Below are 14,059 nucleotides of genomic sequence, written 5' to 3'. Positions count from 1 at the left end.
TTTATTAAAAAGCGTGCAGGACCTTCTGAAGGGTCTCGCACGCTTTTTTTAATGCTGTTTATATTGCTTGAAGTGGACAGGGGATTGAACGGGATGGGGCTTTGCCTGAAGGCCATAGCTCTCCCTGACGATATAAAGCGGCCGGTCCTTGGCTTCATCGTAGATTCGGCCGATATACTCCCCAATCATGCCTAACATAAAGAGGATGATCCCGCTAAAGAATAGCTGAATGACAATTAATGAACTCCAGCCGGTGATGGTGCTGTTTGTAAAAAGCTTTAAATATAAAACTAGAAACATCGAAATGAAGCCAATAACTGAAAGGGCAATACCTGCTACGCTGGCTAGCTTTAAAGGTTTGTAAGAAAAAGATGTGATCCCATCCATCGAGAGCTTGAGCATCTTTTTGAGAGGGTACTTTGTTTCTCCTGCCAACCGCTCATCCCGAACATATTCTACCGCAATCTGTTTGAAGCCAACCCAGCTCACTAATCCGCGGACAAATGGGTTTTTCTCGCGTATTTTTTTCATTTCATGACACACTTTACGATCCATCAATCTAAAGTCACCGGTGTCAATAGGAATATCTACTTCGGTGATTTGACGTAGCACTCGGTAGAAAAGGGAAGCCGTGTACTTTTTGAAAGCTGTTTCGCCTTTTCGTTGCGTGCGGACCGCGTATACGACCTCATAGCCTTCCTTCCATTTTTCAATCATGTCTAAAATCAATTCAGGTGGATCTTGTAAATCCGCATCAATCACTACGACAGCTTCTCCCTTTGCATAATCCATTCCCGCTGTAATGGCAATTTGATGCCCAAAGTTACGAGAAAAATCAATAAGTCTCACATGCGGATCGGTCTGGCAGTACCCTTTAATCAGTTCAGCTGTTCGATCCATACTGCCGTCATTGACGAAGAGAAGCTCATATGCTTCTCCCGTCGAATCCATGACGGTCTTGAGGCGCTGATACGATTCATGGATCACAAGTTCTTCATTATACACTGGGACTACAACAGAGTATTGTATGTTCTTTTCCATCAGTCATCGTTCCTCCCTTTTAATAGATGAATTAATCAACGGATAGTTCATAAAGAGTACCGCTCTCCATTCCGCCCATTCGTCCATTTGACTGATCATTTTGTTTTGATTGTTGGCTGTCTGTTTGCTGATTCGTTTTGGATGTAGAGCTGTTCTGCCATTTAGAAGCAGATACTTCTTTTCCATTTTTTTGAATCCAAGTGAGAATGTCAGAGCTGCCGCCTCTCATACCAGAAAGATAGAAGTATTTGATTTTGCCGTCTTTAACGAGCTGTTTGAATTCATTAAGCGTGAGAATGTTATCAGATCCACTAAATCCACCTAATGCCATAACAGCTTTTCCTGTTTTAATAATGTAAGGCGAAGCAGTGGTTGCATCTGTTGTCCCGAATAGGAATTCTTCTCCCGTATTGTTTTTCTCCAGATAGCTGATCAGCTTTTCATTGACTTGTGAACTCATGCTGCCACTTGAAGTTGCAAGCTGAGGACCAGCCTCTGGCAGCATACTGTTTCCTCCGTAAAGAAGAGGTGTGCTTGCCCAGTATAGGGGTGCGATCAGCATCCCAAGGATGGCAATGAGAGACATGAATTGTTTTAGTTTTTCTTTCCCTTTTATCAAAAGTAGAGAAAGGATCGTTCCAATACCAATGATACCGACTGCAATGCTTAATCCAAGACCGATTGTGCTTGTAAATGTGGATAGGATAAAGATTTCAAATGCGGTTGTGACGAATATCGCAATTGGCAGTAGCCATTTTTTAAAGCCAGTTCCCGTTTGAAACAATTGAGTCATAGACACCCATCCGGCTCCTGCTAATACAGCAATTGGCGGTGCCAGCATGATTAAATAATAGTGATGGAAAAATCCTGCTACACTGAAAAATGCAGCAACAGGTATAAGCCAAGCTAACCAAAATAGTGTTTCTTTTTGTTTTGTATTGAGACGTCTTCTTTCAAAGGCTGTCGAGAAGAAGAGACCAATCGCACCAAAGAGCGCAAATGGAAGCAGCCAGCTGATTTGATCGGACAGTTCAGATTGGAACAGACGTAATGGCCCTTTTGTTCCTGTTCCAAACATGCCAGAACCACTTCCCATTTTTCCGCCCCCACCATTTGGCGGTCCATCACCATTACCGCCTGAAGGCATATCAGGTGGTGTTGTGCCGTTTGCACTGCTTGGTGGTCCTTGCATGGAAGGCTGTTCCTGACTGGATGGTTGGTTTGAACTGTCTGAGTTGTTTTGAGTTCCATTTGATGGCGGCTGAGGCATGGTGGAATTATTGTCATTTTGCTGATCACCTTGCTGTGAAGGTGGCTGTCCCTCACCCTGATTTGTGCCGCCTCCTCCGCCAGACTGTTGACCAGTCAACCGCTGCAGACCATTGTAACCAAAGGCTAATTCTAGTGCTGAGTTCGATTGACTTGATCCCATATAAGGACGATTGTCTTTGGAAGTGAGATCAACCGCTATAGACCATGAAGCAGATACACCTAAAAGAACAATCATTGAAATCATCAGCGATAACAACTTTTTCTTCCATGTCGTTCGATAGGCAATGATGTAAAACAGGACGAGAGCCGGTACAATCATATACGCTTGTAGCATTTTTGTATTAAAACCGACACCGATCATTGCAAAAGAAGCAATCGCCCAAAGCACTTTCTGCTGTTTTACAGCCTTGAACATCATGGCTGTTGCGAGTAAAAGAATAAAGACGAGTAAGCTGTCAATGTTATTTGTACGAGATACAGCAACTGCGATTGGTGTACACGCCATAATAAGCGCTGACAGTCTTGCAGCAGCCTGGCCAAATGTAGGTTTGACTAGGCGGTAGATTAAATAAACAGATCCAATGCCAGCTAAAGCTTGGGGTAAGATCACACTCCAACCATGCAGGCCAAAAATTTTGGCACTGATCGTTTGCAGCCAGAAGGCGAGCGGTGGTTTATCAACCGTGACATAACCTGAGGGATCGAACGAAGCAAAGAAGAAATTATGCCAGCTTTGCATCATACTTGTGACCGCCGCTGTATAATAAGCGTTCACCGTATCGTCGTTCCAAATGTTATAAATGTTTAAAATGGCAGATAAAATCAATATGAAAAATAAATAAAGATCAAATTTCTGAAAGCGTCTAATCAAAAGCTTGTCACTCCTTTTTCTTAACTTGAAAAAAGTGTAACAAGCAAATATGAATAAATTGTTAATAAAAAAAGGCCAATTCTTTATTTTTCTGTTGAATAAAAACAGCTCTAGAAAAGAGCTGTTTTGTTTAAGATGTCATCTTATTTTATGAGGAGACAGGCGGAGTTTCAGTGGTCTCTGCACTTGGTAATTGTATAATAGCGGTCGTACCTAGGCCTTGTTCAGATTGAAGAACGAACGTGCCACGATGTTTTTTTATAATTTGATAAACAATGGCTAGTCCAAGACCAGAGCCGCCATCTTTTCTTGTGCGGGCTTTATTCACTCGATAAAAACGCTCAGAAACATGAGGGAGATCTCCTTTTGGAATTCCGCTGCCTTCATCTGTAATTCTCAATTCAGCAGTTTGTTGGTGAACGAATAATTCAATCGAAATCGATTTTCCTGAAGGCGTGTAATGGATGGCATTGTCCAATAAATTACGAACGACTTGCTCAAGTCGATCGCTATCACCATAAATAATACAATCCTCTTCGAGTTCGCGGTTGAACGAGATTCTCTTTTGACTAGCAATGAATGTCATTTGATCAAGAACATCATGAATAAGCTGCGCAAAGACGATCGGCTCCATCGTTAGTGGGTAAGATTCCCCCTCTAACTGTGCGAGATCAAGAAGGTCATGTACGAGCCGGCTTAATCGTGTGGATTCGTCTTGAATAATCTGCATGCCTTTCTTTTGATCAATAATGCCTTCTTCAATTCCTTCAGCATAGCCTTTCATATAACTTAAAGGCGTTCTCAGTTCGTGGGAGACATTGGCAAGGAACTCTCTGCGATGCTGTTCAACTTTTTCTAAGGTAGAGGACAGTTTATTAAAGGAACGGCTCAGCTGATTTAACTCATCCCCTTTTTTGGTCACAGCCATGCGTTTTGAAAAATCACCAGATTCCATTTCCATTGCAATTTCTTTCATTTGATTGATCGTCCTTACGACTTTATTAGAACTTTTATATCCAATAAAGAAAATCAAAAGCAGGATAATTAAAATAGAGATGCCAAGTGTTAATCGAATTTGAACAAACGGTTCATACACATCAGATAAAGGCATAGAGAGGAAAATGGTTCCTGATAAATCATTTTTGTTTGAGAACACAGGGATGGCAATTCCGAGAATATCTTGATGAAACTGGGGGTGTTCTCTAATTAACACAACTGTTTTCCCCTGAAGAAGCTTTTGGCGTTCTTTAAACGTAATGAGGTTATCGTTTGTATTCGTATCGAAAGGAATACCGCTTGAAAGCTCCATAGGATCATCAGTAAAAATAACACTTGCCTGACTTGAGTCATTTGCCCACTTCATTCTGTCAGTAAAATATGTGTCTTTCCCGTGTTTGTGATAGATTTCTGCCAGCTTCTTTCCTTGTAAACTTAAAGAGTCAATCTGTTTATCTATATATAAGTGCTGGTATAAGTAATAAGTCAGGGCAAGAGCTGAGGCAGCAACGATGCCTATAACGGAAAGGATTAAGAAAAGCACTTTCCTTTTAATAGATAATGGCTTCATTTGTCCTCCTCAAACTTATAGCCGACACCCCAAACGGTCTTAATATACCGTTCCGCTTCCTTTAATTTCAGTCTTAGTGTTTTAATATGTGTATCGACTGTTCTTAAAGAGCCACTAGGTGAGTGTGATTCCCACAATTTTTGATAGAGCTGTTCACGGGAAAAGACTTGGCCTTGATTGAGCAGAAGAAACATAAGTAAATCAAATTCTCTTCTTGTTAAATTGATGGGCTCTTGCTTGAGATAGACTTGTCTGCCATCTTGATCGATCTCCAAGTCACCAATCATGATTCGACTGCGCTTTAAAGAAAGACCTCTAATTCGTCTTAATGTCGTTTCAATTCTAGCTGCAAGCTCACGTAGACTAAAAGGCTTCATGATGTAGTCGTCTGCTCCAATTTCCAGCCCCTTAATGCGATCCTCTTCATAACTTCTAGCTGTTAAAAATAAAATGGGGATTTGAGAGGTTTGCCTAATGCGCTGGCAGACTTCGAATCCATCCATATCTGGCATCATAATATCCAATACAACAAGGTCAATGGCCTCTTTTTCAAGCTGATGTAAGGCGCCCGTGCCATTATTTGCAGTTATCACGTGAAAGCCTTGTCTCTGCAAAAAGGATCCGATTAACTCAAGTATATCTAATTCATCATCTACTATTAAAATATTCATCTGTTCTTTCATTTCTTTTCCTCCAACATGATAGCATAAGGTCCTGCTGGGATGTTCAGTCGGTTCTTCAACATAAATGTATGTTTGTCGATGACGGATACTGAATTGTCATCTAAGTTACTGACATATATAGATGAGGAATCAGCAGTGATATAATTCGGATTTTGACCGGTCTCAACAGAGGAAAGCAGTTTGTTTTTCTCGGTATTTACTTTATATAGTGTATGGTCTCCATGACATAATACATATAAAGTAGAAGAGTTTTTTTCTGAAAAAAATGCGACTGGCATAACACCTAGTTTGATTTCTCGCTGTTTTTTACCTGTTTTAGGGTCGTAAGCAAAAATGCTCTTATTTAATGTGCCCGGTTTACCGTGTCCTCCAACCCAAATGGAATGCCCATCAAAATGAATGCCAGATGGCCGTTCTAGGACGGAAATCGTTCGTATCTTTTTTTTCTTTTCAATATCAATGACTGAAACAGAATGACTTTTTGCATTTAAAACAAACAACGTTCCAGAAGAAGACAACGCCATAGAAGAGGGTAATGTCCCGGTCTTCACAGTTGCTTTAATTTTCTTGTGCACTGTATCGATAAAATAAACGACATTTTTCTCTGAATCGGTCACAAGTAAAGTGTTGGTATCCGCATCATACGCAAGTGAAGTCAGACCTTTATTCACATTCATATAGTCCGCTGCTGTTCCTTTTTTTAAATTGATTTCTATAAGAGATTGTCCTTCCTTACTTGATGCAATGATCACGTCTTTGTTGATGTGAACAAGATCAGTGAGAGGATGTTTTAAATCAACGGAAGAGACAATTTTATTTTTTTGTAAATCAACGATTGAAAAGGAGGCTTTTTTTAGTTGAGAAATGACAGCAATTGATTGAGAGCTGCCAGGGGGCGTAAATTGCTGGTCTTTTCCGCAGCCTGCTAGGAAAAATAGTAGAGCTGGCAAGCATATTAAAAAATATTTCACTCGTTTCATCCTTCTGCTCCTTTGGTGCTCTATTTTCAAAAAGCATAACACAAAAATTGTGAAAAAAAATCGAAGTTATGAATGCTGGAAGATATGAAAAGAAGTTTTTAGGTGGGGAAGTAGAGGTAAATGAAAGCTGAAATTTCTTTTTCGTCTATTTATATGACATTTTTTCATGAGTAAAAGATCATTTTCACAGTTTGATCATTGTATCCATAATCGGTTACAGTAACACATAATCATAGCTCCCCCGCCCTAAATAGAGCGAAGGGAGTCATTAAGCAGAGTGTTCAGATGAATGAGAAGTGGGTTTCGTTTTTAGACGATGAGAGAGGAGGAAACCAAGAATACCTGCGCCCATTAATATGATAAATAAAGATTGAAAACCACTTAATATACCAATTAAAGTAGATGAAATGATACTTCCGAAATATCTAAAGGTAGAAAAAATCCCAGATGCAGAGCCGGATAAACTCTGATCAACAGATGTTAAAGAAGCCATCTGCATGCTAGTCATGCCAATACCTGATGAGATCCCCCCAGCGACTAATGTGATGATAAGGAGTGGTAAATTTGGGTAGCTGCTTAGTGTGATCAGCATAACACCTGATAAAGTAAGACAGAGAAATGAAAATCGAATCATTTTTTTGGCACCTTTTATTGGATGGAGCTTTGCCCCGAGTAATCCACTAATAGACATACAGAGTGAAAAGATCGAAAGGAAAATCCCGCTTTGTGTATGAGAAAGCGCGAGTTTTTGCTCCATAAACAGCGGCATAATGAGAAGAATCGCGTACATCACAAAATTACTAAGCATGATAGAAAGGTTAGCGTTCGTAAAGGTACTGTTTTTAAATAATGTCAAATCAATGATGGGATTTGTAACTTTCCGTACGTGTTTGAAAAATAAAGGAATGGAAATGACCGCTAGAACGCCATAGATCATGTATTCGTTTAATAATTGGCTTTTAGTAAACAAAATGAGTGTGGCGATCCCGATTGTTAAGTATAACGAACCGATGATATCTACATTGGCTTGTAAACGCGTATGTTTCATCTTCGGAATCATAAAAACGCCTGTCACAAGTGTGAGAATCAAAAATGGTATATTCACTAGGAAAATGGAATGCCAGTCAAAGCTCTGAATGAGAATAGAGCCGATAAAAGGTCCAAGTGCGGCACCAATTCCCGCTCCAAAACCGAAAAAACCCATAGTTTTAGAAAGCTTTTCATGTGATACTGTTGCTCGAATTAAAGCAATGCTGTTCGGTGTTAATATAGCTCCGCCTGCCGCTTGAATTGATCGGAAGCTAATAAGAAAAGCAAGATTAGGTGCGAAAGCACATCCAATGGAGCCAATCAAAAAGAGTATCACACCGGCTAAATACATGCTGCGGTGGCCGTATATATCTCCCAGCTTACCCGCAATAGGTTGAGTGACTGCCATGACAATTAGATAAATCGTGACCACCCAAGTAATGTTTGATATGGATTGATCGTAATAAGTTGATATGGATGATAGAGCGACTGCGATCATGGTTGAATTGACTGGAACTAAAATAGCTCCAAGCAGCAAAGAATAAATGATCAAGTTCTCTTTTTTAAGATTCAATGTGTTTACCACCTTTGTAAAAAAGAAGAATTTCACCCAATTAAGTAGGGGAAATTCCTCTCATGAAAATGTGTGTGCATGTCTCAATAAAGTCTTCTTTTTGTGTTAAAACAAGCTGAATGTCTTGCTCTAGCTGTTGAATGAAAAAGCCAAAATACGTGCTAATAAATATATCTGCATAGATGTCTTCTTTTCCTTCTAATACACGATGCTGAGCACTCATTTTTTTGAAATAATGAATCAGCATATCTCTCAATTCTTGAGGATAAATTTTTTCATGGTCTGTTAAATCTTTAAACATAGCGGGTTCTCTCATGCTGATATAGATAAATTCTTTTTTTGAAGTCAAATCTTCAAGGAAATAGCTACCGAGAAATTTTAAATCGGTGTATAAATCGTCTTTAAATTCAGCTTCAAGGGTTTTGGTCGGTGTTGATTTCATTTTCATAATGGCAGCAATCACGCCGCGTTTGTTTTTAAAGTTACGAAAAATTGTCGCTTCACTTACATTCGCTTTTGTCGCAATTTCTTTTGTCGTTGTTTTTTGATAGCCCTTTTCAGACAATAATTCCATTGTTGCGCGAATGATCCGCTGATTTGTTGATTTTAACAAGCATACTCACCTCAGGTTATGAATGTGTTTGCAACAAAGTAAGTATACCGATAAAATCTGTGACCGCCAATATGATCCAAACAGTGACGACTATGCCCGTGAATGCTGATTTAATAACTGGATACGCCCATTGGCTCCATCTACTGTCACGAGGTCACCAGATTTTAGTTTTTCAGTTGCGATCCGTGTACCTAAGACAGCAGGTATCATATATTCTCTAGCGATAATAGCGGAATGGGACAAAATGCCGCCAGAATCGGTGATGACTGCTTTTGCGTCTCTAAATAAGCTCGTCCATAAAGGTGTCGTTGTTTTACAAACTAAAATGTCATCTTTTTCAAATTGTGAAAATTCATCAGCAGATGTAATGACTCTGACTCTTCCGGAAGTAATGCCGCTAGATGCACCAATTCCATAGATTGCATCGTCTGTGTTGTTTTCATTTTCCCTTAGCGAACCGAGCATTCTTTCTACTTGCTGCAATTCAGCTTCAGAAGGCGTTCCTGTATAAGCTGGTGGTTGGATGGATTCATTTTCCTTCATTTCAATTTTTCTTTGCTGAATGATCGAATCGTATGTGGTCGAAGTTGTGAGCGCATTGAGTACTTCATCATCGTAAAGATACCAAAGGTCTTCTTGATGAGGGATCGCTCCTTTTTGAACAAGAAGTTCACCAATTTTTAAGAGATAGAGTCTCGCTTTTGCATCTAACATGGCATCAATGTAAAAGTGATGATCATCTCGAATATTGGCTGCATGGAGTGCAAAATGATAAAGTTCCTCAAATTTTGTTTTAAACGCTTCATCTGTCACTTGACTGATAAACTCTTCATACGTTTCTTGCCTTTTGATCACGGCTTGTGCAAATTCTTCATCAAAATCAGATTGATACCGAATGTTGTTTCTAATGATGTCCAAGACAAATTCAGGATTTTCCACCCATGTTTCCTCTGTAAAATCATGGCTTTTAACAGACCGCCAACCATAGACTTGGAGAAAAGCTTCTACGTCGGAAATGAAGATTTTTCCTTTATCTGTGTGATTGAGGGCAAATAATAGTTCAGCATTCGTTGAATGATGTTTAAATGCCTGAAGAAGCTCGGAATCTTGAAGAACGTCTTTTGCCAAGTGAGATAGCTTTTGATCTGTTTCAAGAGACTTGTTCATCACACCTATCATCATTTCATGCAGCAGGACGACTTGTGTTTGATCGCCAGTATATGAGACAAGCATGTCTTCAATGATCGCTGATAGAATGACTTGAGGTATGACAATGTCAAAATGGTCGTCATACGCTCTTAGATAAATCTCTTTTAATTCTTGAAAACCAATAATGGCTTCATCAATTGTTAGCGGTTGAGTGATTTGCCGATCAAGTTTTTCGTATAATGGGAACAAGTTTTGTTTTAAAATGCGATACATTCTTTCGCTTAAACGAGGAAACAGTTCGAATAGGCTCTCGTCAAAAACTGGTTCCTCTGACGCTTCTGGCATAGACGGTGAAGAATACAAATGGCCTCTATAAAGCTTGATATCTTTAATATTAAGGTCTGGTACTTGATACTTCTCTCCGTTTTTCTTCATCCCGTTTTTTAAAGCAGGTATGATCAAACTTGAAAAAAGAGGACTTGTTGGTCCAGGCATATGATCGTCCATTGAGATCCAGAAGTCTTGCAGCTCTTCAGGTTTCATTTGAAAGGCTGCACCTGAGGAGCCATTTGCTGTATTGGAAAAAGAAGCAGTAATCGGTCTTGCTTGAAGTAAATAAAAAGTACCATCTGACATGCCGAATTCGATATCTACTCCATGTCCATAAAGTTCTTCTACTTGTTTTGTCATTTTCGTGATTTGGATCAATTGATCATCTCGAAGACAAAATTGGCCAGCCATCTCCTCACCTACGGGTTGTTCAACGACGCCCTCTTGACAGGGGACAATTTGCACTTCTTTTGTTCCTAGTGTTTTTTCAATAGAGTACGTTTCTTTGTTTACAATAAATGTATCTGGTGTCACAAGGCCGGAGACGATGGCTTCTCCTAGTCCATAGCTTGCAGTCATCATGACTTCGTTTGTTTTTCCTGATACAGGATTCTCACTAAAGATGACACCAGAGATGTCAGAATGGATCAATCCTTGTACAACAACAGCCATGAGCGGCATCTCTTCCTCGTTCTCAATCATTTCTTCCTTATATTCTGTGACTCTTGCTGCGAAGTAAGACGACCAACATTCTTTGACGGCTTGCAAGAATTCTTCATTTGTTTTGATATTTAAATAGGTCTCGTATTGACCTGCAAAGGAGGCGCCTTCGAGATCTTCCGCAACAGAAGAGGATCGAACTGCAACGGATGGATATGTTTTCAACAATGATTGAAAGGATGAAAGTAATTCTGTCTCCATTTGTGAAGGAAACGAAGCTTCTGTGATTTTTCGGGCAAGATTTTGATCAGTTGGATGGAAATTGTGATATGAAAGAAAGCTTGCAAAGCTGTTCGTTTTAATAATAAATCCATCTGGAACTGGCAGTCCGTGATTGTTTAATTTAATTAAATTCACGCCTTTTGCCCCTGCGAGTGATGCGGATTCTTCAGCCGCATGAAATAATACTGAATACATGGGAATGCCCCCTTATCCAAATAGCCAATGGTTTCATTTGTCTCTTTTTGTTTTTTAAAATGATAGTGCGCACTATCATTTTCATCATAGAATTTATTGGATGTAACTGTCAAAGACGTAAAGACCTATCTTTAGAAAGGGGACGTTTTCACTAATTTTCCTCCTCAGCTATATCAAAAGTCTTCTACCGAGAAGAAAAAAGCGGAAATTGAAAACTGTGAATTGTTCATTATGCCAATCTTTACTATAATCAAGGGAGTAGACCATGTAGAGGGAGGGTTTTTGTGATTACAAAAGCCATATTTGCACTTGTTTTTCCTTTCTTGCTCGTTATTTTATTTTCAAAGGTTACTTATAATCATTACGTTGGCATTGCATTAACAGCAGCGCTTTTATTTGCTTCGTATATGAAAGGCTATACAGAAACCTACTTTATCGTAGGATTAGATATTATTTCTTTAGTGGCCGGGGCATTGTTTATGGCCAAGAAAGAAGTCGAAAAAAGAGAGAAGGCTGAAAAACATCATTGATGTGATCCCTCTTAATGAAAAGAAAATGTTTTTGATTGCAGGAGCTGTGCTTACGATTCTAGTGAGTGCAGCTTTCTTTTTGGTGGTTTTTCTGCTGATCGAATATCTCGCTCCAAAATGTTCCATACTGAAAGGAAGGTTTATTTAGAGGGTTATGAGCCACGGCAGAGAGGGTATGGTTGTATTGGAAATAAAAATCAAGTCAGACACGAACTTTAGTTCGTATTTTTGTGTTCTTTTATGATAATATATTCATTAGATAGATTTCGTAACGAAACGGAGGCTTTGATGTGAGTGACCGCTTTGAATTAGTTTCTAACTATCAGCCCCAAGGAGATCAGCCAAAAGCCATTGAAAAGCTTGTGGAGGGCATCCATCAGGGGAAACAGCATCAAACGCTGTTAGGTGCTACAGGTACGGGAAAGACCTTTACTGTATCCAACCTGATCAAAGAAGTGAACAAACCAACACTTGTCATTGCGCATAACAAGACACTTGCCGGACAATTATACAGCGAGTTTAAGGAATTCTTTCCGAATAATGCTGTTGAATATTTTGTGAGTTATTATGATTATTACCAGCCTGAGGCGTACGTGCCTCAAACTGATACATTTATTGAAAAGGATGCCAGCATTAATGATGAGATCGATAAGCTAAGGCACTCCGCCACATCCTCATTATTTGAGCGAAGAGATGTCATCATCATTGCCAGTGTGTCCTGTATTTATGGCTTAGGTTCTCCTGAAGAATACAGAGAGCTTGTGCTGTCTTTACGAACTGAAATGGAAATTGAACGCAATCAACTGCTGCGTAAGCTTGTGGATATTCAGTATTCTCGTAATGATATAGATTTTCAGCGCGGAACCTTCAGAGTTCGAGGAGACGTCGTTGAAATTTTTCCTGCTTCACGAGATGAGCATTGTATCAGAGTGGAGTTTTTCGGTGATGAAATTGAACGTATTCGTGAAGTAGATGCTCTCACTGGAGAAATTCTCGGTGATCGTGACCACGTTGCTATTTTCCCAGCATCTCACTTCGTCACAAGAGAAGAAAAGATGGAAAAAGCGATTATTAATATTGAAAAAGAGCTTGAGGAACAGTTGGAAAAGCTTCGTGAAAACGGAAAACTGCTTGAAGCACAGCGTCTTGAGCAGCGGACAAGGTATGACCTTGAGATGATGAGAGAGATGGGCTTTTGTTCAGGGATTGAGAACTACTCAAGACATCTCACCTTACGTCCGCCTGGTTCAACACCTTACACATTGCTTGATTATTTTCCGGATGATTTTATGATTGTTGTCGATGAGTCACACGTGACCATCCCGCAAATTCGCGCCATGTACAATGGGGACCAGGCAAGAAAACAAGTGCTTGTTGATCACGGATTCCGTCTGCCGTCAGCACTTGATAATAGACCACTCACATTTGATGAGTTTGAAAAGCACATTAACCATATTGTGCATGTATCCGCAACACCTGGCCCATACGAGCTTGAGAAAACGCCAGAGGTTGTGGAACAAATTATTCGTCCAACTGGTTTGCTTGATCCAATCATTGAAGTCCGTCCAATTGAAGGACAAATCGATGACTTAATTGGGGAAATTCATGCAAGGGTTGAGAAAAATGAGCGTGTGCTTGTGACGACTTTAACGAAGAAAATGTCTGAGGATCTGACAGATTATCTGAAAGAAATCGGAATCAAGGTCAATTATCTGCACTCAGAAATTAAGACACTAGAGCGGATTGAGATTATTCGTGATTTACGTCTCGGAAAATATGATGTGCTTGTTGGGATCAACCTTCTTCGAGAAGGTTTGGATATTCCAGAGGTGTCGCTCGTGGCGATTTTAGATGCGGATAAAGAAGGCTTTTTACGTTCAGAAAGATCCCTCATCCAGACGATTGGCCGTGCTGCAAGAAATGCAGAAGGCCGGGTTATTATGTATGCAGACAATATGACGAAATCAATGGACATTGCCATACAAGAAACAAAGCGGAGACGTGAGCAGCAAGAAGCGTATAATGAGAAATTTGGTATTACTCCGCAAACGATCCATAAGAAGATTCGAGATGTGATCAAGGCAACAAAAGTACATGAGGATTCGGAAGAATACGAAACAAAAGCAGCACCAAAGTTGTCAAAAATGAGCAAAAAAGAACGAGAAAAAGTGATCGAAAACATCGAGATGGAAATGAAAGATGCAGCAAAAGCGCTTGATTTTGAAAAAGCAGCAGAATTAAGAGATCTATTGCTAGAGCTAAAAGCGGAAGGATGAATGCCAG

The 14,059-nt window shown here is 39.8% G+C and carries 10 protein-coding genes; 2 read left to right on the top strand and 8 right to left on the bottom strand.

Annotated elements, in window-relative coordinates:
- Nucleotides 1-48: 48 nt before the first annotated feature.
- From MHI20_RS10310 to MHI20_RS10275, 8 genes are all read right to left on the bottom strand, one after another.
- Nucleotides 49-1,041 carry a glycosyltransferase family 2 protein gene (locus MHI20_RS10310; protein ID WP_144679141.1) on the bottom strand — a complete coding sequence of 331 codons (993 nt, stop codon included), beginning with the start codon at nt 1,039-1,041 and terminating at the stop codon, nt 49-51.
- Between the two features lie 31 nt (nt 1,042-1,072).
- Complete coding sequence (locus tag MHI20_RS10305) at nt 1,073-3,184, bottom strand: ArnT family glycosyltransferase (RefSeq protein ID WP_144679142.1); 2,112 nt, start codon at nt 3,182-3,184, stop codon at nt 1,073-1,075.
- Nucleotides 3,185-3,332: 148 nt separating this feature from the next.
- Nucleotides 3,333-4,751, bottom strand: coding sequence for a HAMP domain-containing sensor histidine kinase (locus MHI20_RS10300; protein ID WP_047945637.1), 1,419 nt, complete (start codon nt 4,749-4,751; stop codon nt 3,333-3,335).
- Nucleotides 4,748-5,434 carry a response regulator transcription factor gene (locus MHI20_RS10295; protein ID WP_340938022.1) on the bottom strand — a complete coding sequence of 229 codons (687 nt, stop codon included), beginning with the start codon at nt 5,432-5,434 and terminating at the stop codon, nt 4,748-4,750. Before MHI20_RS10295 ends, MHI20_RS10300 begins: the two co-directional genes overlap by 4 nt.
- Entirely contained in the window at nt 5,431-6,414 is a 984-nt protein-coding gene (locus tag MHI20_RS10290) for a YncE family protein (protein WP_144679143.1), read from the bottom strand. The genes MHI20_RS10295 and MHI20_RS10290 overlap by 4 nt, the downstream gene beginning before the upstream one ends.
- Nucleotides 6,415-6,682: 268 nt before the next feature.
- Nucleotides 6,683-8,017, bottom strand: a complete 1,335-nt coding sequence (locus tag MHI20_RS10285) for an MFS transporter (protein ID WP_017357883.1) — start codon at nt 8,015-8,017, stop codon at nt 6,683-6,685.
- A 40-nt stretch (nt 8,018-8,057) separates the two neighbouring features.
- The gene (locus tag MHI20_RS10280) at nt 8,058-8,630 is read right to left on the bottom strand and encodes a TetR/AcrR family transcriptional regulator (protein ID WP_008348201.1); all 573 of its coding nucleotides are present in this window, start codon (nt 8,628-8,630) and stop codon (nt 8,058-8,060) included.
- A gap of 90 nt (nt 8,631-8,720) precedes the next feature.
- Nucleotides 8,721-11,246 (bottom strand): PEP/pyruvate-binding domain-containing protein, encoded by a 2,526-nt coding sequence (locus MHI20_RS10275; RefSeq protein WP_340938017.1) that lies wholly within the window; start codon nt 11,244-11,246, stop codon nt 8,721-8,723.
- Nucleotides 11,247-11,530: 284 nt separating this feature from the next.
- Here MHI20_RS10275 and MHI20_RS10270 point away from each other — a divergent pair, with 284 nt between their 5' ends.
- Together MHI20_RS10270 and uvrB are read left to right on the top strand one after the other, a co-directional pair.
- A complete protein-coding gene (locus tag MHI20_RS10270) occupies nt 11,531-11,776 on the top strand; it encodes a CsbA family protein (protein ID WP_008348197.1) in 246 nt (81 codons plus the stop codon).
- A 290-nt stretch (nt 11,777-12,066) separates the two neighbouring features.
- Nucleotides 12,067-14,052, top strand: coding sequence for an excinuclease ABC subunit UvrB (uvrB, locus tag MHI20_RS10265; RefSeq protein ID WP_025208044.1), 1,986 nt, complete (start codon nt 12,067-12,069; stop codon nt 14,050-14,052).
- The last annotated feature ends 7 nt before the right edge of the window (nt 14,053-14,059 follow it).

Origin of the sequence: Bacillus sp. FSL K6-1106, assembly GCF_038005245.1 — a bacterium.
GTDB classification, from domain to species: Bacteria; Bacillota; Bacilli; order Bacillales; family Bacillaceae; genus Bacillus; species Bacillus altitudinis.
This window is presented reverse-complemented; position numbering and strand designations above follow the sequence as displayed.

Excerpts from the sequence above, each read along its gene's own strand:
- MHI20_RS10310 (WP_144679141.1), bottom strand. The coding sequence starts at position 1,041 with ATGGAAAAGAACATACAATACTCTGTTGTAGTCCCAGTGTATAATGAA.
- MHI20_RS10300 (WP_047945637.1), bottom strand. The coding sequence starts at position 4,751 with ATGAAGCCATTATCTATTAAAAGGAAAGTGCTTTTCTTAATCCTTTCC.
- MHI20_RS10295 (WP_340938022.1), bottom strand. The coding sequence starts at position 5,434 with ATGAAAGAACAGATGAATATTTTAATAGTAGATGATGAATTAGATATA.
- MHI20_RS10290 (WP_144679143.1), bottom strand. The coding sequence starts at position 6,414 with ATGAAACGAGTGAAATATTTTTTAATATGCTTGCCAGCTCTACTATTT.
- MHI20_RS10275 (WP_340938017.1), bottom strand. The coding sequence starts at position 11,246 with ATGTATTCAGTATTATTTCATGCGGCTGAAGAATCCGCATCACTCGCA.